This window comes from Marmoricola sp. Leaf446 (genome assembly GCF_001424755.1).
Classification (GTDB): Bacteria; Actinomycetota; Actinomycetes; order Propionibacteriales; family Nocardioidaceae; genus Marmoricola.
Genome location: NZ_LMRF01000005.1, coordinates 165,468 through 192,085, shown reverse-complemented (window position 1 = coordinate 192,085; position 26,618 = coordinate 165,468). Strand labels below are relative to the sequence as shown.

The window sequence follows — 26,618 nt, the reverse complement described above, 5'->3', positions numbered from 1 at the left end:
GGGCCCGGCTCGCGGAAGGACGTGCGCGATGGCCCCCCTGGACAACGCGGTGCGAGAGCTGAGGCAGATCCTCGCCGCCGACCCCTCCTCGCCCGAGTGGCGCTGGCACGTGCGGGTGCGGCTGCAGGCGGTGGAGCAGGCGCTGGCGCCGCTCGTGCCGCCCGCACCCCCGTCCCCGTCGACCCCGTCGCCGCCGGCCGCGGGCGCCGACTCCGACGCCTGGCTCTCGCCGCGCGTCGAGGGCACCGACCGTCGCGCCGTGCAGCTGCGCGCCCGGGTCGCCGTGGTCGCCTCCGGCGTGCTCGACCGGCTCGACGCCCCCACCATCGACCGGGAGCTGCGCCGCCTGCTCCGCGACCTCGAGCACCTGCTGCAGCGCGACCACGACGTGACCTACGACTCGGTCTCGCTCGACCTGGGCGGGTCCGAGTAGAGGGTCCGAGAGCAGGTTGGGCAGCGGGCCGGTCCCTGGCAGAGGGGGCGGGATTCGAACCCGCGGTAGGTCTCCCTACGACCGCTTTCAAGGCGGTTCCGATAGGCCACTCCGGCACCCCTCCGCGGTCCCGGGGGACCGCGCGGTGATCCTATGCGGCCCGGGGCCCCGTCACATCCGGCGGTTGGCGAGCGAGGGGTTGGTCCGGCGTACGTCGGCGACCGCCTCGCGGGTGAGCTCCGCGTCGAGCTCGGTGTGCTCCTCCTCGCCCGCCTCGACGACGACGTCGCCGGTCGGTGCGACGACCAGGGAGTGACCGGAGTAGCGGGGCCCGGGCTGGCCGACGCCGACGACCCAGACGGTGTTCTCGATCGCGCGGGCGCGCAGCAGGGTGCGCCAGTGCTCCACCTTGCGCTCGCCCGCGACCCAGGCGGCGGGCACGAGCAGCGCCTCGGCGCCGCGCTGGGCCAGGGTGCGGGCCAGCTCGGGGAACCGCAGGTCGTAGCAGGTCATCAGCCCGACCGGGAACCCCGCGACGTCGGTCACCGCCGGCTCGACGGGGCCCGGCGAGATGGTGCTCGACTCGGTGTAGCCGAAGGAGTCGTAAAGGTGGATCTTGCGGTACGCCGTCACCTCGGCGTCCGCGACGGCGCCACTGAGCACCAGCGTGTTGAGCGGACGCTCCGGGTCGTCCGCGGCCTCGAACATCCCGGCCAGCACGGCGGTGCCCGAGCCGGCCAGGTCGGCGACCGCGCTCGCGAAGGGGCCGGTCAGCGGCTCGGCGTACGGGCCCAGCGGGGAGCCGGCCTCGCCGAAGTCGCGGGCGAAGGCCTCGGGCAGCACGACCAGGTCGGGCCGGGGTTCGGCGTCGGCGGCGCGGCGTACGACGTCGTGGAGGGTGGCCAAGTTGTCGGCCGGCTCCAGGGCCGAGGCGCGCTGCACCAGCCGGACCCGCAGCGTCTCTCCGGTGCTCATGGCTCCCACCCTGCCAGCCCGGGTCGCCGCGGGCGAGGCAGACTGCGCGGGTGCCCGCGTCCCGACCTCCCGCCACCGCTGCGGTGGTCCTGACCGGCGGCACGGGCGGCCGCCTCGGCGGGGCCGACAAGGCGGCCCTGGCCCTGGGCGGGAGCAGCTTCCTGGAGCGCGCGCTGGCCGCGGTCGCGGGGCTGGACGTCGTGGTCGTGGGCGACCCGGTCGACGGCGTCCGGACCGTCCGCGAATCACCGGCCAGCGGTGGACCGGCCGCCGGGCTGCTGGCGGGGCTCGACGCGCTCGACCCGGACGTGGCCTCGGTGGTGGTGCTCGCCGTGGACATGCCGCTGGTGACGGCCGCGACGGTGGCGCGGCTGCGGGCGGCGCACCAGCGGGAGGGCGGGGACGGGGCGCTGCTGGTCGACGCAGGGGGCCGGGCGCAGTACCTGTGCGGCGTCTACCGCGTCGCCGCGCTGCGCGCCGCCGCGCCGCCGCCGGACGAGCGGCACGGCCTCCCCGTACGCCGCCTGCTGGCCCCCCTGGCGCTGGTCGAGCTGCCGGCCGAGGGCGGGGAGGCGCACGACGTCGACGAGTGGCCCGACCTCGACGGGCTCGACGACCTCGACGGGCTCGACGGGCTCGACGTCTGAGCGTCGGTCCGGTGGGGCGCCCCTAGGCTGACCGCATGCGCGCTGTCACCGCCCCCGAGCCCGGAGGGCCCGACGCCCTCGTCGTCTCCGAGCACCCCGACCCCACGGCCGGTCCCGGCGAGGTCGTCATCGACGTCGTCGCGAGCGCGGTCAACCGTGCGGACACGCTGCAGCGGCAGGGCTTCTACCCGCCGCCGAAGGGCGCCTCCGACGTGCTGGGCCTGGAGTGCTCGGGCCGGATCAGCGAGGTCGGCGCCGGGGTCGAGGGGTTCGCCGTCGGCGACGAGGTGTGCGCGCTGCTCGCGGGCGGGGGGTACGCCGAGAAGGTCGCCGTCCCCGCCGGCCAGGTGATGCCCGTGCCGACCGGGATCGACCTCGTGGTCGCCGCCGCCATCCCCGAGGTGGCGTGCACGGTGTGGTCCAACGTGTTCATGGTCGCCCACCTGGGCCCCGACGAGACGCTGCTCGTCCACGGCGGCGCCGGCGGCATCGGCAACGTCGCGATCCAGCTGGCCAAGGCGCTCGGCGCCCGGGTGCTCACCACCGCGGGCACGGCCGAGAAGCGGGCGTTCTGCGAGTCGATCGGCGCCGACCGGGCGATCGACTACCACGAGGAGGACTTCGTGGCGGTCGCCAAGGAGGAGGGCGGCGTCGACGTCATCCTCGACAACATGGGCGCCTCCTACCTCGACCGCAACGTCTCCGCGCTGGCCACCGAGGGCCGGCTCGTGGTGATCGGCATGCAGGGCGGCAGCAAGGGCGAGCTCGACCTCGGCAAGCTGCTGTCCAAGCGCGGCGCGGTCATCGCCACCTCGCTGCGGGCCCGCCCGACCGAGGAGAAGGCCGCCATCTGCGCCGCCGTCGTCGAGCACGTCTGGCCGCTCGTCAGCGAGGGCAGGGTGCGCACCACCGTCCACGAGACCGTCCCCCTCGACGAGGTCGCCCGCGCCCACGAGCTGATGGGCTCGGGCTCCCACACCGGCAAGATCGTGCTGCAGATCGGTTCGTGAGGAGCGGCTCCGGCGCACCCGGTCGGCCTGTCGGACCCCCTCGGTAGGCTCGATCGCATGTCGACACAGGACTCCGAGCACGTGATGGTCATCGGTCCGGACGGGCAACCGGTCGCGGTGCCGGCCTCCGCGCTGACCGAGCTCGACGAGCCGGGGCACGCCGACGGCGACGACCGCGACGACGCCGGGGAGCGCAACCTGACCGACCTGGTCGAGCAGCCCGCCAAGGTGATGCGGATCGGTCGCATGGTGCAGCAGCTGCTCGAGGAGGTGAAGGCCGCGCCGGTCGACGAGCCCGGCCGCAAGCGCCTCGCCCAGGTCGTGCACACCTCGATCGCCGAGCTCAAGGACGGCCTGGCGCCCGAGCTCGATGCCGAGCTCGACCGGCTGATCCAGCCCTTCGAGGGCGACACCCCCAGCGAGTCCGAGCTGCGCATCGCGCAGGCGCAGCTGGTGGGCTGGCTCGAGGGGCTCTTCCACGGCATCCAGACCGCGATCTACGCCCAGCAGATGGCCGCGCGCGGCCAGCTGGAGCAGATGCGTCGCCAGCTGCCGCCCGGCTCGGTCGCGCAGGGCATGCCCGGGCAGCCGGGGCAGCCCGGGCAGCCAGGCCAGCAGGGTCCGCAGGGTGGTCCGGACGAGGAGCACGGCCGCGGGGGGATGTACCTCTAGGTCACCCGACCGCGACGTCGCCGGCCAGCAGCTGCTCGATGACGGCGGCGACGCCGTCCTCGTCGTTGCTCAGCGCGACCCGGTCGGCCGCCTCGAGCGCGGCCTCGTGGGCGTTGGCCATGGCGTACGACGTGCCGGCCCACCGCAGCATCGCGAGGTCGTTGGGCATGTCGCCGAAGGCCACGACCTCGCGGCGCTCGACGCCCAGGTCGGCGCACAGCAGCTCGAGGGTGGAGGCCTTGGTGACGCCGGGGGCGCTGAGCTCGAGCAGCGAGCCGCTGCTCGACCAGGTGACGGTGGCCAGGCCCTCGGCGGCGGCCACGACGTCGGCGGCGTAGTCGTCGGCGACGGCGCCCTCGCGGCGTACGAGCAGCTTGAGCACGGGGGCGTCGACCAGCTCCTCGAAAGGCCCGCGGCGGGCGCCCTCGGTCAGCGGGTGGCCGGGCAGGTAGTCGGGCTCGAGGCCGAACCCGTCGACGGTCTCGACCGCGAGCATCGTGCCGGGCACGGCGGCGCGGACCGACCGGCCGACCCGGAGCGCGGCGTCGCGCTCCAGGGCGCGGACCAGCCGGGCGCGGTCGGCGTCGACGTCCCAGAGCAGGGCGCCGTTGGCGGCGATCGCCAGGCCGTGGCCGCCGACGTGGTCGAAGACCTGCGTGGCCCACCGCAGCGGCCGTCCGGTGACGAAGACGACGTCGAGGCCGGCCGTGCGGGCGTCGGCCAGGGCGGCGACGGTGCGTGGCGAGAGGGTGCCGTCGCTGCGCAGCAGGGTGCCGTCGAGGTCGGTGGCGACCAGCCGGACGCCACCGGGAGCGGGGTCGGTCACGCCAGCGGCCTGACCATGACGAGGGTGCCGTCCTCGCCGGCGCCGCGCAGCTGGGTGAAGCCGCAGCGGGCGAGGACCTTGAGGGCGGCGGAGTTCTCCGGGCGTACGCCGGCCCGCACCCGGACGCCGAGCCGGTCGGTCTCGGCCAGCACCACGACCAGGGCCTCCGAGGCGGCCCCGAACCCGCGGGCGTCGGCCACCAGCCCGAAGCCGACCTCGGCCTCGAGCACGTCGTCGTCGGCCGGGCCGGGAGCGCCGTAGAAGCCGACCGAGCCGATGGTGGTGCCGTCGCCGGCCCGGACCAGGTGCCGCGGGCCCCACGAGGCGTCGGGGTCGTCGGCCTTCACCATCGCGACGGCGTCCTGGTCGCGGGGGGTGGGGTAGTCGCGGTGCCACGACAGCCGCCGCTTGCCGGCGAGCATCCCGGCGGCGTCCTCCGCGGAGATGAGCGGGAGCCGCAGCCGGGCGGTGGTGAGGGTCTCGGGGAGCGCGCCGAGCGGCTCGCTCATCGAGGGAACCAGCGGCGGATCTCGGCGGCCGCGCCCTCGTCGTAGACCGAGTCGGTGGTGGCGTCGGCCGCCTCGTGGACCTCGTCGACGGCCTGGCCCATGGCCACGCCGCGGCGCGCCCAGCGCAGCATCTCGAGGTCGTTGCGGCCGTCGCCGATGGCCAGCACGTCGTCGGCGGTGAGCCCGAGGTGGCGGCAGACGTGGTCGAGGCCCGAGGCCTTGGAGACACCGACCGGGCACAGGTCGAGCCAGGCGGTCCAGCCGACGACGTAGTCGGTGCCGTGCAGGCCCAGCCGGGCGCCGAGCGCGACGAAGTCCTCGACCGAGGCGGAGGGGTCGCGGATGATGACGCGGCTGACCGGCTCGCCCACGATGTCGTCGATCGGGGCCTGGATCATCTCGCCCGACAGCTCGCCGTCGGGGAAGGGCCGGTTGACCTTGTAGCCGACGCCGCGCTCCTCCACGGCGACCAGCGCCTCGGGGTGCTCGCGCAGCACCGCGGCGACGGCGTCGCTGGCGTCGAAGGTCTCCTCGTGCACGATCTCGAGCGGCGGGTAGCGGAAGATGACGGCGCCGTTGGAGGCCACCACCCAGGCGCGGTCGGCGCCCTCGCGGGGCAGGTCGAGCAGGTCGGCGATCAGCGTCATGCCGTGGGGCGAGCGGCCGGAGGCGAGCACGACGTGGGAGCCGGCGGCGAGGACGGCGGCGACGGCGTCGTAGACCTCGGAGGAGACCTGCTCGTAGTGCTGTCCGGTGCCCTCGACCCACTTCAGCAGCGTGCCGTCGATGTCGAGCGCAACCAGCCCGGGGACCCAGTCGTCGGCGGGCGGCCCGAGGGTGGCGCTCACGCGTCGACCGGGCGCACGGGCGTGAGCACCTCACGGCCCTGGAGGTAGGGCTGCAGCGCGGCCGGCACGCGGACCGAGCCGTCGGCCTCCTGGTGGGTCTCGAGCAGCGCCACGATGGTGCGCGGGATCGCGGTCAGGGTGCCGTTGAGGGTGGCGATCGGCGCGACCTGGGTGCCGCCCTCGCCGTCGCCCGACGGGAACCGGCCGCGGATGTCGAGGCGCCGGGTCTGGAAGTCGGTGCAGTTGGAGGTCGAGGTCAGCTCGCGGTAGCGGCCCTGGGTGGGGATCCACGCCTCGCAGTCGAACTTGCGCTGCGCCGACAGGCCGAGGTCGCCGGCCGCGACGTCGATGACGCGGTAGGCCAGCTCGAGCTTGTCGAGCCACTCCTTCTCCCAGCCGAGCAGCCGCTCGTGCTCGGCCTCGGACTCCTCCAGCGTGGTGTAGGTGAACATCTCGACCTTGTCGAACCAGTGCACCCGGAAGATGCCGCGGGTGTCCTTGCCGTGGGAGCCGGCCTCCTTGCGGAAGCAGGGGCTGAAGGCGACGTAGCGGCGGGGCAGCGACTCGGCGTCGAGGATCTCGTCGGAGTGGTAGGCCGCGAGCGGCACCTCGGAGGTGCCGACGAGGTAGGTGTCCTGGCCCTCGATGCGGTAGACGTCGTCGGCGGCCTGGCCGAGGAAGCCGGTGCCCTCCATGGCGCGCGGGCGCACCAGCGCGGGCGGGATCATCGGGGTGAAGCCGGCCGCGCGGGCCTGGTCCATCGCCATGTTGACCAGCGCGAACTCGAGGTCGGCGCCGACGCCGGTGAGGTAGTAGAAGCGCGAGCCGGAGACCTTGGCGCCGCGCTCGATGTCGATGGCGCCCAGGATCTTGCCGAGCTCGACGTGGTCGCGCGGGGTGAAGCCCTCGGCCTCGAAGTCGCGCTTGGTGCCGTGCTCGCTGAGCAGCACGAAGTCGTCCTCGCCGCCGGCGGGAGCGGCGTCGGCCGCCGGGTTGGGGATCGCGAGCAGCGACTCGCGCCACTCCTCCTCGGCGCTGGCCTGGTCGGCCTCGGCGCTCTTGACGTCGACGGCCAGCCGCTTGGTGCGGGCCAGCAGCTCGGCCTTCTCCTCGCCCTGCGCCTTCGGGATCAGCTTGCCGAGCTGCTTCTGCTCGGCGCGGAGCTGCTCGAAGTCGGCGATCGCGGCGCGGCGCGCGGCGTCGGCGGCCAGCGCCCGGTCGACGACGTCGCCGGACAGGCCGCGCTTGTCCTGGGCGGCTCGGATCCGGTCGGGGTGGTCGCGGAGCAGGCGTGGGTCGATCACGTGGTGCACGATATCGGCCGGGCACGACGCCGGGCCCGGCGCGGCGGCCGGGCTGTGGAGCAGGTGGCGGGAGCGGCGTACGGGCCGGTGATCGGGTTGGATGGGGCGGTGCCCCCCACCCCCGCGCCCGCCGGCGAGCCGTCCGACCGGCCGGACCTGCCGGACCGGCCCGACCTGGTGCTGGTCGCCGGGGTGGAGGTCGACGCGCGTCGCGGGCTGCGTGCGGAGCTGCGCGAGGCACGGCGGGCGGGTGCCCACGTGGTGGCCCTCGACCCGCTGGCGGCGCCCGGGTCGCTGCGGCCGCGGCCCCCGCACTGGGCCGACGAGCTGGTGCAGGTCGCGCCCGGGGGCGACCAGGCGCTGCTCGCGCTGCTGTCGCGGCGGGTGGTGGAGGCCGGTGCGGTGGACGAGCTGTTCGTGGCGCGGCGCACGACGGGCGCGGAGGGGTTCCGGCGCCGGCTGGAGGCCCTGGACCCCGCGGCGCTGCTGCGCCGGGCCGGGGTGGGGCGCGAGCAGGTCGAGCGCCTGGCGCGGCGCTACCGGGGGGCCCGGCTGGTGCACGCCCACTGGGGCCGCGGCCTGACCGGCCAGCCCGACCCGGCGGCGGCCGTGGAGGAGCTGACCGGGCTGCTGCTGCTGCGCGGCCACCCGGCGCCGGCGTACGCCTTCCCGGAGCGACCGGTCGACCTCGACGTGCCGCCGGTCGGCACCCTGGTGCTGCGCGGGCTGCGGAGCCACCGAGCCCTGCGTCGTGCGGCTCGCCACGACGTGCGCGGACGCCTCACCCCGCGGGGTCCGGGCCGACGGGTGCTGCTGGTCGAGGGCGTCGACCGGGAGACGCTCGGCATCGCCGAGGAGGAGGTGCTCGACGTGGTCGCCGTGGACGGCTCGGCGCGCGTGGACGACCTCCAGGTGGTCGACACGGCGCTGTCGCGCGGCGGCGTGGTCGCCCTGGCCGACGTGGTGGCGGGACTCCTGGGCGAGGGGTCGGGGGCGACCGCCCTCGTCCGGCTCGAGCGGCACCCGGACGCGACGTAGGCGCGTAGCGGCCCCGGTCGTGGGCACCGGGGACGTCATACTGGCGGCTGCCACGAGGGGCCCGCCAGGTCCCGGAGACGACGGACGGACGACCACCACGTGACCGAGCACGCCCAGCTGCGCCGCAGCCGGATCCTGTACGCCGCGGGCTGCTTCGCCCTCTTCGCCGTGCTGGCCGTGCTGGTCTCCACCCCCTGGTCGCCGCTGCCCGGGCTGGACACCGACTTCGGTCGCTGGCCCGAGTCGTTCACCCGGGAGCACGCCTCGGTCGAGGCGTTCTGGAAGGCGGTGAGCGCCGCCTTCGCCACGCTGCCGCTGACGGTGGCCACGCTGGTGACGGCCGCGCTGCTGGCCTGGAAGTCCTACCACCGTGCCGCGTTGTGGACCCTCGGGGTGATGGGCACGGTCTCGCTCGCGACCTGGCTGCTGAAGAACCTCATCGGCCGGGAGCGCCCGGTGTGGGACGAGCCGATCCTGTCGTTGTCGAGCTACTCCTTCCCCTCGGGCCACGCCACGGGCACGGCCGGAGCGGCCGGGGTGGCGATCGTGCTCGTGCACCTGCTGGTGCGCCGGGGCGGCGTACGCCGGATCGCCACCGTCCTCGCCGTCGGCGTGACCCTGCTGGTCTGCGCCGACCGGATCTTCCTCGGCGTCCACAACCTCTCCGACGTGCTGGCCGGCTGCCTGCTCTCCGCCGGCATCGTGCTGGCCTGGCTCGCGGCCTTCGACCCCGCGCCGCGGATGATCCACCAGGGCACCTCGGTGACGGTGCTGCCCGACGCCGTGCCGGTGGAGAGGCGCCGCCTCGCGGTCATCCTCAACCCGGTCAAGGTCGACGACGTGGGGGCCTTCGAGGCGCTGGTGGAGTCGCTCGCCGAGGGTTCCGGGTTCTCCGCGGTGCGGTGGTGGCAGACCACGGTCGAGGACACCGGCTACGGCATGGCGCACGAGGCGGCCGTCAGCGGCAGCGACGTCGTGCTCGCCGTCGGCGGCGACGGCACCATCCGTGCGGTGTGCGAGGAGCTGGCCGGCACCGGCATCCCCGTCGGGATCGTGCCCGCCGGCACCGGCAACCTGCTGGCCCGCAACCTCGACATCCCGCTCTACCTGCGCTCGGCCGTCGACGTCGGTCTCAACGGCCAGGACCGCGCCGTCGACATGGTCGAGGTCAGCGGCGACAAGATGGAGGACGCGACCTTCCTGGTCATGGCCGGCATGGGCTTCGACGCCGCGATCATGGAGGGCGTCAACGAGGACATCAAGGCCAAGGTGGGCTGGCTGGCCTACGTCTGGTCGGCGCTGAAGTCGCTGATGTTCCCCGCCATCCGGGTCGAGGTCTCCGTCGACGGCGGTGAGTTCACCAAGCACCGCGCGCGCACCCTGGTGATCGGCAACGTCGGCCAGCTCCAGGGCGGCATGCCGCTCATCCCCGACGCCGCCATCGACGACGGCCGGCTCGACGTGGTGCTCCTCTACCCCCGCCGGTTCCTCTCGTGGGTCCCGCTCGCGGCCCGGGTGCTGACCAAGAGCGGCCGCACCGACGAGCTGATCACCCGGATGACGGGCACCGAGGTCGTCGTACGGGCCAGCAGCGACGCGCCCCGCCAGCTCGACGGGGATCTCATCGCCCCCGGCAAGGAGATCCGCGCCCGGTGCGTGCACGGGCGGTTGCTGGTGCGGGTGCCGCGGTAGGGGGTCGGTCGGTCGGCCGGCTGCGGTTTCACAGGGTCCCCCGTGAAACTGCGGCTCCCGGACGAGCGGCCCGCGACACGCCGTACGACAGGGTCCGGGTGTTCGGTGTTCGCGGTGTGCCCAGGCGAGCCGGGAACCGGGCGACCGTACGACCGCACGCCGCGGCGTACGGCCTCCGTGGGCGCCATCCGGGACAACTCGGGCGGTTGGGCGGGCAAAACTGCCCGCGCGCGCCGGGTATGTCCGGTTCCGTGGGCAGTTTCACCGGCTAGCCGGTGAAACTGCCCCCGTCACCCCCGCGCGTGCGAGACCGCGTCCTCCTCCTCGGGGGAGAGCTGGGCGTCGGAGGTCCAGTCGGTGACGGACTTGGCGTAGGTGCGGGACTCGGTGCGGCCCTGGATGGAGGTGACGACGACGCCGCTGCCGCTGTCGTCGAGGAGGGCGAGGGACCAGGAGAGCTGGCCGCCGGTGTCGGTGAACGCGTCGTAGCGCACGACCGCCAGGTGGCGCAGCGCCTGGCTGCTCTCGGCCTTGAGGGCGGCGACCTCGTGGCGCAGCGCCCGGGCGTCCTGGGGGAGCTCGCCGGGGTCGGTGTCGCGGGTGCGGCCCGGCGACGTACGACGCCCCGACACCGCCACGGCCAGGGCGGCGAGGGCGACGAGCAGGGCGAGCACGGCGAGGGCGGTGGGCACGCCCGAAGCCTAGGCAGCCCGCCGCGGGGCCCCGGGGACGACGCGCTGGCCCGTCGCCCCGCCGTGGGAAACTACGCCGCGTGAGCCTCCCCACGCGCGGCCGGATCGCCTACCAGGGCGAGCCCGGGGCCAACTCCCACATCGTCTGCCGACAGCACTACCCCGCGTGGGAGTCGGTGCCGTGCGCGTCGTTCGAGGACGTCTTCGCGGCGGTCGAGGGCGGGGACGCCGACCTGGCGATGATCCCCATCGACAACTCGCTCGCGGGCCGGGTCGCCGACATCCACCACTTCCTGCCCGGCTCCTCGCTGCACATCGTGGCCGAGCACTTCCTGCGCATCCAGTTCTCACTGATGGCGCTGCCCGGTGCCACCCCCGAGTCGCTGCGCACCGTTCACAGCCACGTCCACGCGCTCGGTCAGTGCCGCAAGGTGATCCGGCGGCTGGGCCTCACCCCGGTCATCTCCGGCGACACGGCGGGGGCGGCCCGCGAGGTGGCGGAGTCGGGCGACCTGACGATGGCCGCGATCTCACCGCCGCTGGCGGCGGAGACCTACGGCCTGGAGGTGCTGGCGGCCGACGTCGAGGACGAGGACCACAACACGACCCGCTTCGTGGTGCTGTCCCGTGACTACGTCGAGGCCGAGCGCGGGTCGGGGCCGGTCGTGACGAGCTTCATCTTCAACGTCCGCAACCTGCCCGCCGCGCTCTACAAGGCACTGGGCGGCTTCGCGACCAACGGCGTGAACATGACCAAGCTCGAGAGCTACATGGTGGGCGGCCACTTCACCGCCACCCAGTTCCTCGCCGAGGTCGACGGCCACCCGCTCGACCTGCCCGTGGCCCGCGCGCTCGAGGAGCTGGCGTTCTTCACCACCGAGGTGAAGGTGCTCGGCGTCTACCCCGCCGACGCGTTCCGATCGGGCTGATCCGTCCCGGTTCGCCCCCCGGGCTGGACTAGTCCTGGGCGGGTCCTCCTCGGAAAGTCACTTGCCCACCGGGCGGCCACGGGAGTGACCTGGGAGTCCGGCACGCCGGGGGCGGCGGGCCCGTAGTCCTGGGGAGGACCCGAGATGCGCTCTGCCTACAAGTTCCTCGCGTACGCCGTCGACGCGCTGATCCTGCTGCAGGCGGCCGCGATCGCCTGGGCGGTGTTCGGCCTGACCGCCTGGATCGAGGACGGCAACAGCCTGTCGACCTCGACCATGGAGAGCGACGAGACGCCGTTCCCGGAGGTCGCCGGCTTCATCGTCCACGGCATCAGCGGCACGCTGGTGGTCCCGCTCGTCGCGCTGGTGCTGCTCGTCGTGTCGTTCCTCGCCCACGTGCCCAAGGGCGTGGCGTACGCCGGCATGGTCTTCGGCGGCGTGGTCGTGCAGGTGGCCCTGGGGATCTTCGCCCACGGGCTGCCGTTCCTCGGCTTCGTGCACGGCTTCTGGGCGCTGCTGATCTTCGCCGTGGCGTTTCGGGCCGCCCGCCAGGCCGACACGACCACCCCGGACGCGGTCGCCGCCGAGGCCGTCGCGGCCCGGTGAGGTCCCGGTGAGGTCCCGGTGACGGCCTGGTGAGGGGGCGGCTGCGGCTGGTGCTGGCGGTCGCGCTGACCCTCGCCCTGGTGGGTCCGGTCGGGTGGCTGTGGTGGTCGAGCCTGCTGCCCTCGTCGTACTCCGCGACGGAGATGGGCGAGCCCGACTGGGGCGGCGGGCCGCACGGTCGCGCGCACGCGGCCGGACACGGGACCGGACACGTGGCCGGACACGGGGCCGGACACGGGGCCGCGGCGACGAGCCTGCTCGACCTCGACCCCACCCCCGGCGGCCGCGCCGACGTCCGGGTCGACCTCGTCGCCCGGCAGGGCCGGGTCAGGCTCGCCTCGGGGGAGGAGGCCGACGGCTACACGCTGAACGGCCGCTCGCCGGGGCCGCTGGTCGAGGCGACGGTCGGGCAGCTCGTCGAGGTGCGGGTGCGCAACGCCGACGTCGCGGGCGGCATCGCGCTGCACTGGCACGGCGTCGACGTGCCCAACGCCCAGGACGGCGTCGCCGGCGTCACCCAGGACGCCGTGATGCCCGGGCGGTCGCACACCTACCGCTGGGTGGCGCCGGACGCCGGCACCTACTGGTACCACTCCCACCAGCTCTCCCACGCCCAGGTCACCGGCGGGCTGCTCGGCCCGCTGGTGGTCCACCCGCGGGAGCGCGGCGGGGCGCGCGACGTGCTCGCGCTGGCCCACCTGTACGCCGGGACGCCGACCGTCAACGGGGTCGCCGGCACCGACCGGGTCGAGGCACGGCCGGGGGAGCGGGTCCGGGTGCGGGTCGTCAACACCGACAACGGGCCGAGCGCGGTCTGGGCGAGCGCGGCGTACCGGCTCGTCGCGGTGGACGGCGTCGACGTCCACGAGCCCGGGCTCGTCGAGGACCGTGCCGTCGGCCTGCCCGCGGGCGGGCGCGCCGACCTCGAGCTGCAGGTGCCCACCGACGGGACCGCGCTGCGCGTCAGCCTCATCGGCGGCGTGGGGATCGAGCTCGGCCCGCCGGGGGCGCGGGCGCCGGACCCGCCGCAGCCCGAGGCGCGCGTCGACCTGCTGTCCTACGGCGCGCCGACCGACCCCGGCCCGGCCGCGGGCCGCCCCGACCGGCGGTTCGAGTACTCCATCGGCCGGCGACCCGGCTTCCTCGACGGCCGGCCGGGCCTGTGGTGGAGCGTCAACGGCGAGCTGGTGCCCGACCTGCCGATGTTCATGGTCACCGAGGGCGACGTCGTCCGGCTCACCGTGGAGAACCACAGCGGCCAGGTGCACCCGATGCACCTGCACGGCCACCACGCCGTGGTGCTGTCGCGCGACGGCGTGCGGGCGACCGGGAGCCCGTGGTGGTTCGACTCCCTCGACGTGGCCGACGGCGAGCGGTTCGAGGTCGGCTTCGTCGCCGACAACCCGGGCCTGTGGATGGACCACTGCCACAACCTGCAGCACGCCCGCGAGGGCCTGGTCACCCACCTGATGTACGACGGCGTCAGCACCCCGTTCCGGCTGGGCGAGGACAGCGGCAACGTGCCCGAGTAGGCGCGACGGCTCCGGCGCGGCCGGCGGCGATAGCGTGGCCCGCGTGACCGACCCCGAGCGCCCGGAGCCCGAGCGTCCCGCGAGCGTGGCCGACCTCGGCTACGCCCGGGTCGACCTCGACCGGGCGGCGCGCACCGGTGACCCCGAGGTCGTCTACGGCGCCGGCAAGACGCCCGAGCAGGTGCTCGGCATCCTGCGGACGCTGCACGAGCGGCACCCCGACCGGGCCGTGCTCGCGACCCGGCTCACCGAGGCGGCCACGGCGCTGCTCGGGCGCGAGCTGCCCGACGCCGTGCTCGACCCCGTCGCCCGCACCGCCGTGCTGGGGCCGCTCCCCGAGCCCCGCGGCCGGGTGCTGGTGCTCAGCGCGGGCACCTCCGACGCCCCCGTCGCCGCCGAGGTCGTCACCACCGCGCGGGTCCACGGTGCCGGCGTCGAGCGGGTCGAGGACGTCGGCGTCGCCGGATTGCACCGGCTGCTGGCGGTCCGTGACCGGCTCGAGGAGGCCGACTGCCTGGTCGTGGTGGCCGGCATGGAGGGCGCCCTGCCGAGCGTCGTCGGCGGTCTGACCGGAGTGCCTCTCGTGGCGGTGCCGACCAGCGTCGGCTACGGCGCCTCGTTCGGCGGCCTGGCCGCGCTGCTCGGCATGCTCAACTCCTGCGCGCCGGGGGTGACGGTGGTCAACATCGACAACGGGTACGGCGCCGGCGTCTTCGCCGCCCGCGTGGCCCGCGGGCGCGACCGATGAGCCGGGCACCGGTGCTCTGGGTCGACGCCTCCTCGGGCGCGAGCGGCGACATGCTGCTCGGCGCCCTGGCCGGGCTCGGCGTCCCCGTCGGGGTGATGGCCGAGGCCGTCGACAAGGTCGCGCCGGGGCAGGTCGAGCTGCACGCCGAGGACGTGCGCCGCGCCGGCTTCGCCGCCACCCGATGCCACGTCGGGGTCGCCGACGACCAGCCGCACCGGACCTGGCGCGACGTCGAGCTCCTGCTCGCCGGGGCGGGCCTGCACGAGGACGTCCGGGCGCTCGCCCACGACGTGTTCTCCCGGCTCGCCGAGGCCGAGGGTGCCGTCCACGGCTGCGACCCCGCCGACGTCCACTTCCACGAGGTCGGGGCGCTCGACGCCATCGCCGACGTCGTCGGGGTGTGCGCCGGCGTCGTCCACCTCGGCGGCCACGACGGCCTGCCGCGAGTGGTCGTCTCGGCGGTCGCGCTCGGCGGCGGCACGGTCCGCAGCGCCCACGGCACGCTCGGCGTCCCGCCGCCGGCGGTCATCGAGCTGCTCCGCGGCGTCCCGTCGTACGGCGGGCCGGTCGACCTCGAGCTGTGCACCCCGACCGGCGCCGCCCTGCTCACCACGCTGGCCGACGCCTGGGGCCCGCAGCCCGCGATGGCCGTCGACCGGGTCGGCGTCGGGGCCGGCGGTCGCGACCCTGACGGCCACGCCAACGTGCTGCGGGTGCTGACCGGCCACGGGGTCGAGCAGTCCCCGTCGGTCGAGCCCGTCGGGACCACGGGCGCCGAGGCCGCCGCGCCGTACCTCCTCGAGACCAACGTCGACGACCTCGATCCCCGGCTGTGGCCGGGCGTGATCAGCGCGCTGCTCGACGCCGGGGCGAGCGACGCATGGCTGACCCCGATCCTGATGAAGAAGGGCCGCCCCGCCCACACGCTCGCGGTGCTGGTGCCGGCGCCGCTGCTGGAGGGCGTGCGGCGCGAGGTCTACCGCCACACCTCGACGATCGGGCTGCGCCAGCAGCGGGTCGGCAAGCACGCGCTGGACCGGTCGATGGGCGAGGTCGTCGTCGACGGCCAGCGGATCGCGGTCAAGACGGCCCGCCTCGACGGCGAGGTGCTCAACGCCCAGCCCGAGTTCGAGGACGTCGCCGCGGCCGCCCGCGCGCTGGGCCGGCCCGCCACGCAGGTGATGGCCGCGGCCGTCGCGCTCGCGACCGAGCCGGGTGGCCCCGTCACGTCCTAGGCTGCCGCCATGAGCGACTCCTCCACGCCGACCTCGACCGCGACCCGGACCCCGGGCGTCTCCACCGAGGTCGGACGGCTCCGCACGGTGATGCTGCACCGCCCCGGGCCCGAGCTGCAGCGGCTGACGCCGCGCAACAACGACCAGCTGCTCTTCGACGGCATCCCGTGGGTCAGCCGGGCGCAGGAGGAGCACGACGCGTTCGCCGACGCCCTGCGCGCGCGCGACGTCGAGGTGCTCTACCTCACCGAGCTGCTGGTCGAGACGCTCGCCAGCGAGGAGGCGCGGGCACGCGCCGTCGAGGGCGTGACCCGGTCGCTGCGGCTCGGCGACACCCTTCGGGACCACCTCCGGGGCTGGCTGGCCGGGCTCGCGCCCGAGGAGCTCAAGGACGTGCTGACCGCCGGGCTGCGCAACGACGAGGTGCGGGGTGGGTTCGGGCTGGTGACCAGCCTGCTCGCCCACGACGACTTCCTCATCGACCCCCTGCCCAACCTGCTGTTCACCCGTGACTCCAGCGTCTGGATCCGCGACAAGGTGGCGGTGACCTCCCTGGCGATGCCGGCGCGTGACCGCGAGACCCAGCTGACCGAGCTCATCTACACGCTGCACCCGCGCTTCGAGGGCATCGAGACCATCCACGGCTGGCACCGCGAGCACGTCGAGGGCGGCGACGTGCTGCTGCTCTCGCCGGGCGTGGTCGCCGTCGGCGTGGGCGAGCGCACCACCCCGGCCGGGGTCGAGCGCCTGGCCCGCCAGCTGTTCGCCGACGGGGGCGCCCACACCGTGCTGGCGGTCCCGATCGCCCAGGAGCGGGCCACGATGCACCTCGACACCGTCTGCACGATGGTCGACGTCGACAAGATCGTGATGTACCCCAACGTCGCCGACCACCTCACCGCCCACACCGTCACCGCCGGTCAGGAGGGACCCCTCGAGGTCAGCGAGTCCGAGCCGTTCCTGGTGGCCGCGGCCAAGGCGATGCAGATCGACACGCTGCACCAGATCGACACCGGTCTCGACGCCGTCACCGCCGAGCGCGAGCAGTGGGACGACGGCAACAACACCCTCGCCGTCGCACCCCGGGTGGCCGTGGCCTACGAGCGCAACGTCGAGACCAACGCCCGCCTCGAGGAGGCCGGCATCGAGGTCATCGCGATCTCCGGCTCCGAGCTGGGATCGGGACGGGGTGGTCCGCGCTGCATGTCGTGCCCGGTGCAGCGCGACCCGGTGCCCGTCCGCGTCTAGGTTGAGTCCCATGACCGATGCCGAGAAGCTCCTGGCCGCCGTGCGGGCGAACACCGAGGACACGCCCTACGCCGTCACCGAGACGGCGAAGGGCTTCGACGTGACGATCGACGTCGCGGATGCCACCTGGTTCGCGCTGATGCACCAGAAGCACCTGTCCAAGTCGTTCACCTACCACGTGGTCGTGGACGAGGCGAACCACACGATCGCCATCACCGACGACCTCCGAGAGGTCACGTGGCGGCGTGGGGCGGAGATGCGCGACGGGATCCCGGTGCCCGTCCTCGGGGCGTCGCTCTCGCGGGACCTCGGGCGGATCGAGCAGAAGAGCTTCCAGAAGACCTTCGGCATCGACAGCTCGGGTCAGCCGGGCAAGGTCGTGGACTACTCGTTCTCGAGCTCCGAGGGTCGCGACCTCATCCGAGGACCGGCCCGCGAGCTCGGCTGGACCGAGAAGCGCGGTGGTGCCGAGCGCATCGGTCTGGCCGTGGCCGTCGGCACGGTCGCGCTCCTGGTCCTCGCCGGCATCATCGTCGCGGTCGTGGCCTTGGCCGGGGGCTTCTGAGGAGCCTGGCGGCGCTCACGCCTCCGCGGCCGGACCGCCGTCCGGCGTCGGCTGCCCGGGGTGGATCGAGGCCACGAAGTCCTGGAGCTCCGGCAGGTAGGTCTCGAACTGCCGATAGGTCGTGCTCAGGACCACCTTGACCACGACGCGTCGTCGCGGGTCCGCGACGTCGGCCATGCCGAGCAGCACGTGCGCCTGCCGCAGGTCGTAGCGGCGCTCCCGGTCCGTGAGGGTCCCCCCGACCACCTGGAGCAGGCCGGGTGCCGCGACGGAGCCGTACTCACGGCGCTTGACCAGCTCCACGTCGGTGGCCTGCGAGGCGAAGACGTCGACGGCCTCGTCGCCGATCTCGTCCATGGTCGCCGCGTCCTCGCGCAGGCCACCGCTGACGGTGAGCGTCGGGGCGTAGTCGTCGCCCTCGTGCTCCTGCCGCACGGCGAGGAAGAAGGCGTTGGTCACCCCGAGGGCCTCGGGATCTGCCGGGCGCCAGTGCTCGTTGGGAAGCCGGAAGCTGATGGGGACCGGCAGGGTCTCGGACATGGTTGCTCCTGGGTTCAGAGGGGAGGTCGGGACCGCGACGGCTAGTCGAGGAGCCCGCCGATGCCGCTGACGAGGTCCTGGCCGGTCTCCAGCACCTCACCGGGGTCGACGGTGAACTCGCCGCCCAGCTTGCCGCCGAACCCCAGGCCCACCCCGCCGTAGCCGCCGAAGGTGAACTCGCCGTCGTGGTAGCCGACGTCGATGTCGCCTCCGATCCCGGCGCCTGCCCACCCCTCGGCGGTGAACTGGCCGCCGACACCGCCGACGTCACCTCCGGCCGAGCCGGAGATCTTGCCGCCGACGAACGCCTCGCCACCGGCGTGGACGCTGGTCTTCGTGACCTCGGCGTCGACCTTGGCGCTCGCTCCGACCGACGCATCGACCTCCGCCTGGACGCTCGCGATGCCGTACTCGGCGCTGGTCTCCCCGTGGGCGTTGACGAGGTCGGCGTGCACCCCTGCGGACGCCTTCGCGCCGTCGTCGGTCAGGCCCGCGCTGGCCTGGGCGCCGACGTCGAGGACCTTGACGTTGCCCCCGGCCTTGTAGTCGACGCCGTGGTAGTTGCCCTCGACCTTGCCCTCGAGCTTGGCGACGTAGGCGTCCGCGGCCACCTTCGCCAGCGTCACCTCGGCCTTGGACTTCCCGTCGTTGGGTCGCTGCCAGGGCGGATTGCCGCCGCCGAACAGGTTGTCCCTGCCGTACTTGAACTTCGGGCCCTTCGCGGAGGCATCGGCCCCGGGGCCGCTGACCTCACCGCTCGCATCGCTCCAGCTGATGCCGCCGAGCTCGCACAGCGTGCCGGCGGCCTCCAGCCCGGCCTTGTCGAGGGCGTCGCGCGCGTCCTTGAGGATCTCCTCGGCCTCCTCGCGCAGCGCTTCCCCCGGGTCGCGGAACGGCGCCATCGGGAGGGACAGACCGGGGACGGGGGCGTTCTCGGCGCGGCGTCGGGCCTCGGTGTTGTAGGCGGCGACGGCGCTCTTGGTCGCCTGCTCGCCCTTCTCCCACCTGTCGATGGCGTCCTGGGCCCTGTCCTGCGCCGTGCGCAACGCCGCGGCCTGGTCGGACAACGCCGCGGCCGCGTCGGTCAGCACGGTCTGCAGTCGGAACCAGGTGCGCGGCTCGGTCGCGAAACCCACCCAGAAGGCGCTGCTCGCCGGCCCCTCCCACGACGGTGTCCTCACCGCGCGGAGGTCGTCGCCCACCGTCTCCATGGTGGAGGCGGCCGTGCGCAGGGCGCGCGCCTGGTGGTCCAGCGTCGACGCGGTGCCGATGACGAGGGCCTTGGGGTCCGACGTGCTCCCGAGCGCGGCGCCGGCGGGGAGGCTCACCGCGGGCTCGCGACCGGGAGGCCGAAGGGGTTCATGGCGGTGTACACGGCCTGGTTGGCAGCGTCGGTGGCGTCGTACGCCGCCGCGCTGGCGTCGAGCTCGCCCGCGGCCGCCTCGTCACCGAGGGCGGTCGCGGACACCACCTGGCCGACCTTCTCGCAGAACGCCGTGACCACCTCGCCGAGCTGGTCGTGACCGACGGCGGTGGCGCTGGCTCCGGTGCTCGGCAGGGTGTAGCAGGCGACCGGCGCGACCGCGCTCCGGATCCTGTCGGCGGCCGCTGTCAGCTCAGCGGTGACGACGTCGAACTGCCCTGACATGGACACCCCCCAGGTGTGGCACGGTTCCGCGGCCCCGAGCCGCTCCGTCAGGTTAAGGTCTCCCCTCCGTGTGCCGCGGGCAAACGCCCAGGCCCGACATCTCGTGGAGGAACCATGCGTCACGCGCTCGCCGCCCTGGTCGGCACGGCCCTGTTGCTCGGGTCCGGTTGCTCGGCCGGGACCAAGCCCGAGGCGATCAGCGGTGACGCCCTGGCGAAGAAGGTCTCCGCCCTCCTGGCCGAGCAGGCCGGCCAGACCCCTGACGACGTGTCCTGCCCCGACGACCTGCCGGCCGAGAAGGGCGCGGAGGTGCGCTGCGTGCTCACGGCCGGGTCCGACAAGCTCGGTGTGACGGTGACGACCACGTCGGTCGACGACGACGGCCAGGTCAACTTCGACGCCGAGGTCGACCAGGAGATGATGAACTGACACCCGCCGCGGGGTCGGGGTCCCTCTGGCGCGGTCTCCTGCTCGTCTCCCTGGCGGGGATCGTCTGGGGCACCATCGGGCCCGGCGCCCAGGTGCTCCACGACCGCTCCGGGCTCGGCTCGCTGACGGTCACCGCCTACCGGGCGATCGCCGCCGTCGCGGTGCTCGCCCTGGTCGTCGGGCTGACCGGGCGACTGGCGGCGGTGGGGCGGGCGGCGCGGGCGGAGTGGCGCCGCGTGGTCGCGGTCGGGGTGCTCACGGCTGCCTTCCAGGCGCTGTTCTTCGTCTCGGTGGTGCTCGCCGGCGTCAGCGTCGTCACGGTGGTGTGCCTCGGCTTCGCGCCGGTGCTGCTGCTGGCCGTCGACGGCGTCCGTGACCGTCGCCCGCCCAGCGGGGGCCGGGCCGTGTCCGTGGTGGTCGCGGTCGCAGGCCTGCTGCTGGTCACCTTCGCCGGAGGGGCGGGGGAGAACGCGCCCCACCCCGCGCTGGGGATCCTGCTCGCGCTCGCGTCGGGAGCGGCGTACGCCCTCTCGGCGGACGTCGCGGCACCGCTGTCGCAGGACCTGGACACCCTGACCATCACCGCGGCGACGGTCGGGGTGGCGGCCCTGGTGCTGGTCCCGCTCGGGCTCGTGGTGACGGCCGTGCGCGGTGACCCGTTCGTGACGACGGACGCGACCTCGTGGGCGCTGATCGCCTACCTCGGGGTGTTCACGCTGGCGATCGCCTACGCCCTGCTGTTCACCGGCCTGCGGACCACGCCGAGCGGGGCAGCCGTCGTCGCCACGCTGCTGGAGCCCGTGACCGCCGTGCTGATCGCGGTGCTGCTGCTCGGCGAGCACCTGACGCCGGCCGGGGTCGTCGGCTCGCTGCTGGTCGTGCTGGCCATCGCCGGCATCGGCCGGGCCTCGGAGCCGCCCACGCCCCAGTGAGCGCGTCGTCGGCCGCTGGGCATGAAGAACCCGGCCGGTGTTGACGGGGGGGACAACATCGGCCGGGCACGTCGAATGTACGGCATGGGGTGGGTGCCCACAACAAGGACCCGCGATCCCGCGCTCCTTCGCCGCATTGGTCTAGGAGGCGGTCGCGATCGTGGTCTAACGGATCGTCAGCTGACGGCTGGCCAGACCGGCGCGGGAGGCGCGTTCCTCGCCGGTCAGGGCGTCCTCGCGGCCCAGGGCCTCCTCGAACCGGGCCGAGAAGGCGTCGAGGGGCTCCTCCAGCGCCTCGGCGCCCGTGCCCACGGGAAGGTCCCAGACGGGGACGACGAGGCCGTGGGTGCGGAACATCCCGATCAGCCGGTCGCCCTCGACGAGCGAGACGTCGCCGAGCACGCGCAGCCGCGCGAGCGCGTCGAGCACGCGGTCCTCGGAGTGGGGCAGCACCCAGCGGAGGTACTCGCGGTCGCCCATCGAGGTCCAGTACGCCGCTGGCACCGTGGTGAGGCGCACCGTCGGGGCGGCCGCCTCGTTGGCCGCCTCCAGGGCGCTCGCCATGCTGCCGTCCGCGTCGTCGACGTCGGCCACCCAGTAGTCGAAGCCCTCGTGCACCGTCACCGTGATCGGGGCGTCGGCCAGCAGGTCCTGCAGCCGGGCGCCGTCCCCGGGAGGGGCCGACAGTCCGACGAGGCTGCCCGGGTCGGCCTGCAGCGCCTCCTCGAGCACGGCACCGAGGTCGCGGCTGGGGTCGCCGTAGCCGTGCTGCACCTGCAGGCCGAGCCAGATGCTGCCGTCCTGGCGGACCATCGCCGGGGTGGCGCCGGGCAGCAGCGAGCACAGCTGCACGCTGCGGCCCTCGGGGTTCTCCACCGCGGGGGCGAGCTCGACCGGTGCCGTGGCGGCCGGGACGAACTCGCGCAGCGCCACCAGGTCGGCCTCGGCGGACAGACCCTCGAAGGGCCGGGCGACGTAGGGCGAGGACGAGTCCTTGCTGCCGTGGCAGGCCTTGTAGCGACGACCGGAACCGCAGGGACACGGCTGCCGGGCGCCCGGTCCGTCAGCGGCGGGACCCGGGTCCTCGGAGCGCTGACGTTGACGTGACTTCTTGCCCATCCCCGCAGCCTAGGCGGTCGCGACGACGGCTGCGCCGGGCCGGAGACCGCCGTGGACGGAAGTCGTCGGGACGGGTCCGGGACGCCGGGGTCAGGGCAGGGTCAGGAGGGCGTGCACGGTGGTGCGTGACCGGGTGGCCTCGACCCACCAGCGCGAGGCCAGGGTGTCGACGATGGCCAGGCCGCGGCCGGCGAGGTCGGAGACCGCGGCGTCGAGGCGCTCAGGGCTGCTCACCGAACCGCCGTCGGTGACGGCGATGTCGAGGCCGGCGTCGTGGCGGTCCCACTCCACCCGCAGGGTGTCGTCGGACAGCGGCCGGGCGTGGCGCACGGCGTTGCCGACGAGCTCGCTCACCACCAGCCGGGCGTCGTCGAGGCGCTCGCCACCGGCGCCGTGACCGGCCAGCCAGTCGCGCAGCTGGTGTCGGGCGACGGCGGCGCTCTCGGCGCTGAAGGGGAGCGCCAGCGTCACCGGCTCGGAGGCCGGGGGCTGGGGGGAGAGGGTGGTCATGTCGTCCTCCGCGTCGGGGATGGGCGCGTCGCGGACGCGTCTCGGGTCCGATCGTGCCCCCGCGGGAGCGGTGCGAAACTCACCCCCGTGTCAGGTGGGTCACGACGGCCCCGGGGCGGTCGGTGATCACGGCCTCGATGCCGAGGCCCGCGCACCGGTCGACGTCGACGAGGTCGTTGACGACCCACACGTGGACGCGGCGGCCGTGGACCTCGATCATGCGGCGTACGACGTCGGGGTGGTCGCGCACCATGTCCATCCCCGGGCCGGCGATCCAGTCGGCGTCGAGGAAGGGCTTGACGCGGTACCACTGCTGACGGTTCTCCACGAGCATCACCACGTCGAGGTCGGGCGCGAGGCGGCGCACGCGGCGCAGCGCCAGCCAGGAGAACGACATCACCCGCACCGGGGCGTCGGCGCCGGTCCAGCCGAACTCGTCGAGCAGCTCCACCAGCCGCTGCTCGACCAGGCCGGCGTAGCGGGTGGGGTGCTTGGTCTCGATCGCCAGCGAGACCGGGCGGTCGTAGTCGGCCACGGTCTCCAGCAGCCGGCGCAGGGTCAGCACCTTGCCCAGCGCGGGATCGCCCATCGGGGCCTCGTCGTCGAGGTCGGCCCACGGCTCCTTCCACGACGCCACGTCGAGCGCCTCGAGGTCGGCCAGCTCGGTGGCGGAGACGACCGAGGGGTTGCTGCCGATGCGGCGCAGGTCGCGGTCGTGGACGCAGACGAGGTGACCGTCGGCCGTGAGCCGGACGTCGCACTCCAGCGCCTCCGCGCCGGCGTCGAGCGCCGCGACGTAGGCCCCCAGGGTGTGCTCGGCCTTGACGTCGCTGGCGCCGCGGTGCGCGACCACCTGCGGCCGGGAGCGAGGCATGCCTCCATCCTGCACCTGCGCGGGGGCGGCTGTCGGTCAGGGGGACCCGGACGCGCCGTCCTCGGGTCGCCACGGCTGCACGAAGTCGTTGCCGGGGAGCCCGAGCACGGCGAGGCGCAGCGAGAGCGCGGTGGCGCCGTCGAGCTGCTCGCGCAGGATGTCGGCGTGGCCGGCGTGCCGCGCGAGCTCCTCGACGTGGTGGACCAGCTGGTAGCGGTGGCGCACCGGCGTCGCCTGCAGCACGCCGTCCCACGGCGCGGGCGGCTCGACGGTCGGGGCGTCGGGGTCGATCGAGCGCACCCGCTCGAGGTAGGCCGCGACCGTCTCGTCGAAGCGACCGCGGACCTCCTCGAGCGTCTCGTCGTCGGTCAGGGTGAAGCTGCCCGCGAAGTCGGCCTGGGCCTCCTCGGTGATCTCGACGCCCTCCACCACCTGGGCGCTGCCGCTCAGCACGTAGGTCGCGTGCTTGAGCATCCCGCCGACCGACAGCGTGCTGCGCGTCGGCGTCGCGCGCGCCTGCGCGTCGGTGAGGCCGTGGGCGCTGGTGCGCAGCGCCTCGAGCTGGGAGGCGAGGTAGCCGAGCAGCGTCTCGCTCTCGCTGTGCTCGTCGGGTGGGAACACGGGGGCCTCCTCGGCTCGGGGTCTCGGTCGCCCCATCCTGCGACCGACCACCGACGACCCCGAAGCCTCAGCCCTGTTCCCGGGCCACGTCGAGGGCGGTGACCTCGACGGGGTAGGCCCGCTGCAGGTGCTCCAGCTGCTCCTCCACCTCGGCGCGACGCGGCCGGCGGGTGCCCGCGAACCACCGCACCTCGCACCGCCGCGCCCGACCGCTGCCCGCGAGCCGCCACACGCCCGTGAGCCGACCGTCGACGAGCAGCGGGGCGTCGACGAGACCGTTCTCGGAGTGCCAGAGCCGCGCGAGGTGCTCGGGGGTGGCGAACCTGACCCGGGCCGACGGCTCGTAGGCGCACATCAGGGCGTCGAACTCCGGCAGCAGGCGTACGCCGGGCAGGTCGACCGGCCCCGGGGCGTCGGTCAGGTCGTGGTGGGTCCGGCCGTCCGGTCCCTCCTCCTGCTCGGTCGCGCCGTCCTCGGCGAGACGGGCGAGGGTGGCGTCGACCACCCGTAGCCCGAGCCCGGCCCACCAGGCGAGGTCCTGGCGGCTCGCCGGGCCGTGGCACGACAGGTGGCGGCGCACCAGCGCGTCCAGGGCGGCGGCGGGATCGTCCAGCACGTCGTCGCGGGGGCCCAGCAGCGCCGTCGCGGTGCGGTAGACGGGCTTGCCCTGGCCCTCCCAGCCGCCGGTGAGCGGGCGGCGCACGAGCCCGCCGTGGCCGAAGGCGAGGTAGCGGCCCTGGGTGTCGTCGAGCCGGGGCGCGGCGCCGGGGTCGTGCTCGGCGACCCAGGCGCGGAGGTGGGCCCCGAGCTCGGCCGGGGTCCGCCACTCCTCGCGGGCGTGGTCCTCCAGCGCCGCCCACACCTGCTCCAGCGTCGTGTCCTCCAGCCGGAGGTAGCGGGCCCAAAGCGCCCGCTGGCCGGTGCGGGTGGCGACCTCGAGCAGCGCGTGGTCGGCGGCGGTCGAGGTGTGCACGGTGCCGCGCAGGTTGGAGCCGCGGACGACCAGGTGGGCGTCGTACGCCGCGGTGATCGCGCTGTGCTCGACTCCGGGCAGCCGGGCGGCCAGGCCGAGGAAGGGCGACCGGGCCGTCTGCGACTGCACCGGCCCGACCCGGGCCAGGGCGTCGGCCACCGCGGCGGGGTCGCGTGCCGGCGCCGCCGGGAATTGCCGGGCCAGCGCCCGGCCGGCCAGCTCGTCCCAGGTCAGCGACATCGGGGCCCTCCGGGACGACTCAGCGCTGGGCGCGCAGGAACTTGCCGAAGTGCGGCACGGTGAAGGCCACGGTGCCCCGTTCGGCGCTGAACACCAAGCCCTTCTTGATCAGGCCGTCGCGGGCGGGGGAGAGCGACTGCGGCTTGCGCTCGAGCAGCCGGGCCACGTCGGCGGTGGTCACGGCCGCGTCGCCGGTGCCCTCCCCGAGGTCGGCCATGGCCACCATGTAGTCGCGCTCGGCGGGGGTGGCGCGGTCGTAGCGGGCCCCGAAGAACCCCACGGCCAGCTCGGCCTCGGCCTCCGGGGCGGCCTGCATCACGTCGCTCCAGGTGATCGGGGTGTCCACCGCGACGTCCCAGGTGACCTTGCCGTAGGCCTGCACGAAGTAGGGGTAGCCGTCGGTGAGGCGGTAGAGCTCGGCCAGGGCCTGCGGCTCGTACGTCGCGTCCTCGGTCGCCGCGGGCAGCGTCCAGGCCCGCTCGGCCATGTCGCGCGGGAGCCGGTCGACGGCGACGTAGCGGAACAGCCGCTCGGCGTACGACTTGGACGCGGCCAGCGCGGCCGGCAGGTGCGGCAGGCCGGCGCCGACCACGACGAGCGGGGCGCCCTGCTGGCTGATCTCGTGGCACGCGCCGCACAGCGCGGCGAGCTCGGGCACGGCGATGTCCTGCATCTCGTCGACGAACAGCGCGATGCCGACGCCGAGGTCGCGGGCCAGCGAGGCGACGTCGGTGAACAGCTCGACCAGGTCGAGCTCGAGGTCGCCGGAGTCGGCGCGGCCGCGGGCGGCGACGACGTCGGTCGGCGGCTGCCAGCGACCGGCGCCGGCGGCCTTGCGGTCCTTGAGGTCGGTGCGCAGCGCGAACGCCTTGAGCACCCCGGCGATCTCCTCGACCCGCTCGGGGTCGCGGTGGCGGTGGGCGACCTCGCGGACCGCGGCGTGGACGGCCTGGGCCAGCGGCAGCCGCAGCGACTGGTCGGGCCGGGCCTCGATCTTGCCGGTGCCCCAGGCCCGCTTGACGGCCAGGCTGCGCAGCGCGTTGAGCAGCACCGTCTTGCCGACGCCGCGCAGGCCCGAGAGCACCAGGCTGCGGTCGGGACGGCCGGCGGCCACCCGCTCGAGCACCACCTCGAACTGCCGCAGCTCGCGGTCGCGACCGGCCAGCTCGGGAGGCCGCTGACCGGCGCCGGGGGCGTAGGGGTTGCGCACGGGGTCCATGCTG

The 26,618-nt window shown here is 74.7% G+C and carries 30 protein-coding genes and 1 tRNA gene; 15 read left to right on the top strand and 16 right to left on the bottom strand.

Annotated elements, in window-relative coordinates; translation table 11 throughout:
* Positions 1-28 precede the first annotated feature (28 nt).
* Positions 29-433, top strand: a complete 405-nt coding sequence (locus ASG49_RS13630; RefSeq protein WP_056542759.1) for a hypothetical protein — start codon at positions 29-31, stop codon at positions 431-433.
* Between the two features lie 36 nt (positions 434-469).
* On the opposite strand, the gene ASG49_RS13625 is transcribed toward ASG49_RS13630, so the two are convergent.
* Positions 470-557 (bottom strand) — tRNA-Ser (locus ASG49_RS13625).
* A 47-nt stretch (positions 558-604) separates the two neighbouring features.
* Complete coding sequence (locus ASG49_RS13620) at positions 605-1,408, bottom strand: carbon-nitrogen hydrolase family protein (RefSeq protein ID WP_056542757.1); 804 nt, start codon at positions 1,406-1,408, stop codon at positions 605-607.
* 50 nt (positions 1,409-1,458) lie between these two features.
* Here ASG49_RS13620 and ASG49_RS13615 point away from each other — a divergent pair, with 50 nt between their 5' ends.
* From ASG49_RS13615 to ASG49_RS13605, 3 genes are read left to right on the top strand one after another with little or no spacing between them, the layout of a single operon-like run.
* Positions 1,459-2,055 carry a molybdenum cofactor guanylyltransferase gene (locus ASG49_RS13615; protein WP_056542755.1) on the top strand — a complete coding sequence of 199 codons (597 nt, stop codon included), beginning with the start codon at positions 1,459-1,461 and terminating at the stop codon, positions 2,053-2,055.
* Positions 2,056-2,090: 35 nt separating this feature from the next.
* Positions 2,091-3,065: an NAD(P)H-quinone oxidoreductase gene (locus tag ASG49_RS13610; RefSeq protein ID WP_056542754.1), complete on the top strand. Its 975-nt coding sequence runs from the start codon at positions 2,091-2,093 to the stop codon at positions 3,063-3,065.
* A 57-nt stretch (positions 3,066-3,122) separates the two neighbouring features.
* Positions 3,123-3,737, top strand: coding sequence for a bacterial proteasome activator family protein (locus ASG49_RS13605; protein WP_056542753.1), 615 nt, complete (start codon positions 3,123-3,125; stop codon positions 3,735-3,737).
* Between the two features lies 1 nt (position 3,738).
* Here the strand turns inward: ASG49_RS13605 and ASG49_RS13600 are convergent, their stop codons facing one another.
* The 4 genes from ASG49_RS13600 to serS are packed head-to-tail and all read right to left on the bottom strand — an operon-like array spanning position 3,739 to position 7,224.
* Positions 3,739-4,563, bottom strand: coding sequence for an HAD family hydrolase (locus tag ASG49_RS13600; protein ID WP_056542751.1), 825 nt, complete (start codon positions 4,561-4,563; stop codon positions 3,739-3,741).
* Positions 4,560-5,072 (bottom strand): GNAT family N-acetyltransferase, encoded by a 513-nt coding sequence (locus tag ASG49_RS13595; RefSeq protein WP_056542749.1) that lies wholly within the window; start codon positions 5,070-5,072, stop codon positions 4,560-4,562. The genes ASG49_RS13600 and ASG49_RS13595 overlap by 4 nt, the downstream gene beginning before the upstream one ends.
* A complete protein-coding gene (locus ASG49_RS13590; protein WP_056542747.1) occupies positions 5,069-5,920 on the bottom strand; it encodes an HAD family hydrolase in 852 nt (283 codons plus the stop codon). Before ASG49_RS13590 ends, ASG49_RS13595 begins: the two co-directional genes overlap by 4 nt.
* The gene (gene serS, locus ASG49_RS13585) at positions 5,917-7,224 is read right to left on the bottom strand and encodes a serine--tRNA ligase (RefSeq protein ID WP_056542745.1); all 1,308 of its coding nucleotides are present in this window, start codon (positions 7,222-7,224) and stop codon (positions 5,917-5,919) included. Before serS ends, ASG49_RS13590 begins: the two co-directional genes overlap by 4 nt.
* Before the next feature lie 108 nt (positions 7,225-7,332).
* Here serS and ASG49_RS13580 point away from each other — a divergent pair, with 108 nt between their 5' ends.
* Together ASG49_RS13580 and ASG49_RS13575 are read left to right on the top strand one after the other, a co-directional pair.
* Positions 7,333-8,262, top strand: a complete 930-nt coding sequence (locus ASG49_RS13580) for a molybdopterin-dependent oxidoreductase (RefSeq protein WP_056542743.1) — start codon at positions 7,333-7,335, stop codon at positions 8,260-8,262.
* Positions 8,263-8,361: 99 nt separating this feature from the next.
* Complete coding sequence (locus tag ASG49_RS13575; RefSeq protein ID WP_235562077.1) at positions 8,362-9,954, top strand: diacylglycerol kinase family protein; 1,593 nt, start codon at positions 8,362-8,364, stop codon at positions 9,952-9,954.
* Positions 9,955-10,244: 290 nt separating this feature from the next.
* Here the strand turns inward: ASG49_RS13575 and ASG49_RS13570 are convergent, their stop codons facing one another.
* Complete coding sequence (locus ASG49_RS13570; RefSeq protein WP_056542741.1) at positions 10,245-10,646, bottom strand: DUF4446 family protein; 402 nt, start codon at positions 10,644-10,646, stop codon at positions 10,245-10,247.
* Positions 10,647-10,726: 80 nt separating this feature from the next.
* Between ASG49_RS13570 and ASG49_RS13565 the strand changes: the two genes are divergently transcribed.
* From ASG49_RS13565 to ASG49_RS13535, 7 genes are all read left to right on the top strand, one after another.
* Positions 10,727-11,575 (top strand): prephenate dehydratase, encoded by an 849-nt coding sequence (locus tag ASG49_RS13565; protein ID WP_056542738.1) that lies wholly within the window; start codon positions 10,727-10,729, stop codon positions 11,573-11,575.
* Positions 11,576-11,719: 144 nt separating this feature from the next.
* On the top strand, positions 11,720-12,181 hold the full coding sequence (locus ASG49_RS13560; protein WP_056542737.1) for a hypothetical protein: 462 nt from the start codon (positions 11,720-11,722) through the stop codon (positions 12,179-12,181).
* Between the two features lie 29 nt (positions 12,182-12,210).
* Positions 12,211-13,713 (top strand): multicopper oxidase family protein, encoded by a 1,503-nt coding sequence (locus ASG49_RS13555; protein ID WP_056542736.1) that lies wholly within the window; start codon positions 12,211-12,213, stop codon positions 13,711-13,713.
* A 43-nt stretch (positions 13,714-13,756) separates the two neighbouring features.
* Positions 13,757-14,461 carry a nickel pincer cofactor biosynthesis protein LarB gene (gene larB, locus ASG49_RS13550; RefSeq protein ID WP_235562076.1) on the top strand — a complete coding sequence of 235 codons (705 nt, stop codon included), beginning with the start codon at positions 13,757-13,759 and terminating at the stop codon, positions 14,459-14,461.
* A complete protein-coding gene (gene larC, locus ASG49_RS13545; protein ID WP_056542734.1) occupies positions 14,458-15,696 on the top strand; it encodes a nickel pincer cofactor biosynthesis protein LarC in 1,239 nt (412 codons plus the stop codon). Before larB ends, larC begins: the two co-directional genes overlap by 4 nt.
* A gap of 9 nt (positions 15,697-15,705) precedes the next feature.
* Positions 15,706-16,944 (top strand): arginine deiminase, encoded by a 1,239-nt coding sequence (locus ASG49_RS13540; protein ID WP_056542732.1) that lies wholly within the window; start codon positions 15,706-15,708, stop codon positions 16,942-16,944.
* Between the two features lie 10 nt (positions 16,945-16,954).
* Positions 16,955-17,509: a hypothetical protein gene (locus ASG49_RS13535; protein ID WP_056542731.1), complete on the top strand. Its 555-nt coding sequence runs from the start codon at positions 16,955-16,957 to the stop codon at positions 17,507-17,509.
* A 15-nt stretch (positions 17,510-17,524) separates the two neighbouring features.
* Here the strand turns inward: ASG49_RS13535 and ASG49_RS13530 are convergent, their stop codons facing one another.
* From ASG49_RS13530 to ASG49_RS13520, 3 genes are read right to left on the bottom strand one after another with little or no spacing between them, the layout of a single operon-like run.
* Positions 17,525-18,049, bottom strand: coding sequence for a hypothetical protein (locus ASG49_RS13530; protein ID WP_056542729.1), 525 nt, complete (start codon positions 18,047-18,049; stop codon positions 17,525-17,527).
* 41 nt (positions 18,050-18,090) lie between these two features.
* Positions 18,091-19,377 carry a putative T7SS-secreted protein gene (locus ASG49_RS13525; RefSeq protein WP_056542727.1) on the bottom strand — a complete coding sequence of 429 codons (1,287 nt, stop codon included), beginning with the start codon at positions 19,375-19,377 and terminating at the stop codon, positions 18,091-18,093.
* Positions 19,374-19,697, bottom strand: coding sequence for a hypothetical protein (locus tag ASG49_RS13520; RefSeq protein ID WP_156384339.1), 324 nt, complete (start codon positions 19,695-19,697; stop codon positions 19,374-19,376). The genes ASG49_RS13525 and ASG49_RS13520 overlap by 4 nt, the downstream gene beginning before the upstream one ends.
* 114 nt (positions 19,698-19,811) lie before the next feature.
* Here ASG49_RS13520 and ASG49_RS13515 point away from each other — a divergent pair, with 114 nt between their 5' ends.
* Complete coding sequence (locus ASG49_RS13515) at positions 19,812-20,126, top strand: DUF4333 domain-containing protein (protein ID WP_056542723.1); 315 nt, start codon at positions 19,812-19,814, stop codon at positions 20,124-20,126.
* Positions 20,012-21,058: a DMT family transporter gene (locus ASG49_RS13510; RefSeq protein WP_369814230.1), complete on the top strand. Its 1,047-nt coding sequence runs from the start codon at positions 20,012-20,014 to the stop codon at positions 21,056-21,058. The genes ASG49_RS13515 and ASG49_RS13510 overlap by 115 nt, the downstream gene beginning before the upstream one ends.
* Before the next feature lie 165 nt (positions 21,059-21,223).
* Here the strand turns inward: ASG49_RS13510 and ASG49_RS13505 are convergent, their stop codons facing one another.
* The 6 genes from ASG49_RS13505 to ASG49_RS13480 form a co-directional block, all read right to left on the bottom strand.
* Entirely contained in the window at positions 21,224-22,177 is a 954-nt protein-coding gene (locus tag ASG49_RS13505) for a DUF5926 family protein (RefSeq protein WP_056542720.1), read from the bottom strand.
* Positions 22,178-22,267: 90 nt separating this feature from the next.
* On the bottom strand, positions 22,268-22,687 hold the full coding sequence (locus tag ASG49_RS13500) for an ATP-binding protein (RefSeq protein WP_056542718.1): 420 nt from the start codon (positions 22,685-22,687) through the stop codon (positions 22,268-22,270).
* Positions 22,688-22,766: 79 nt separating this feature from the next.
* Positions 22,767-23,561: a glycerophosphodiester phosphodiesterase family protein gene (locus tag ASG49_RS13495; RefSeq protein WP_056542716.1), complete on the bottom strand. Its 795-nt coding sequence runs from the start codon at positions 23,559-23,561 to the stop codon at positions 22,767-22,769.
* 36 nt (positions 23,562-23,597) lie between these two features.
* Entirely contained in the window at positions 23,598-24,182 is a 585-nt protein-coding gene (locus ASG49_RS13490) for a DinB family protein (RefSeq protein WP_056542714.1), read from the bottom strand.
* 67 nt (positions 24,183-24,249) lie between these two features.
* Positions 24,250-25,395, bottom strand: coding sequence for a winged helix DNA-binding domain-containing protein (locus ASG49_RS13485; RefSeq protein ID WP_056542712.1), 1,146 nt, complete (start codon positions 25,393-25,395; stop codon positions 24,250-24,252).
* 19 nt (positions 25,396-25,414) lie between these two features.
* The gene (locus tag ASG49_RS13480; protein ID WP_056542710.1) at positions 25,415-26,614 is read right to left on the bottom strand and encodes an ATP-binding protein; all 1,200 of its coding nucleotides are present in this window, start codon (positions 26,612-26,614) and stop codon (positions 25,415-25,417) included.
* Between the last annotated feature and the right edge of the window lie 4 nt (positions 26,615-26,618).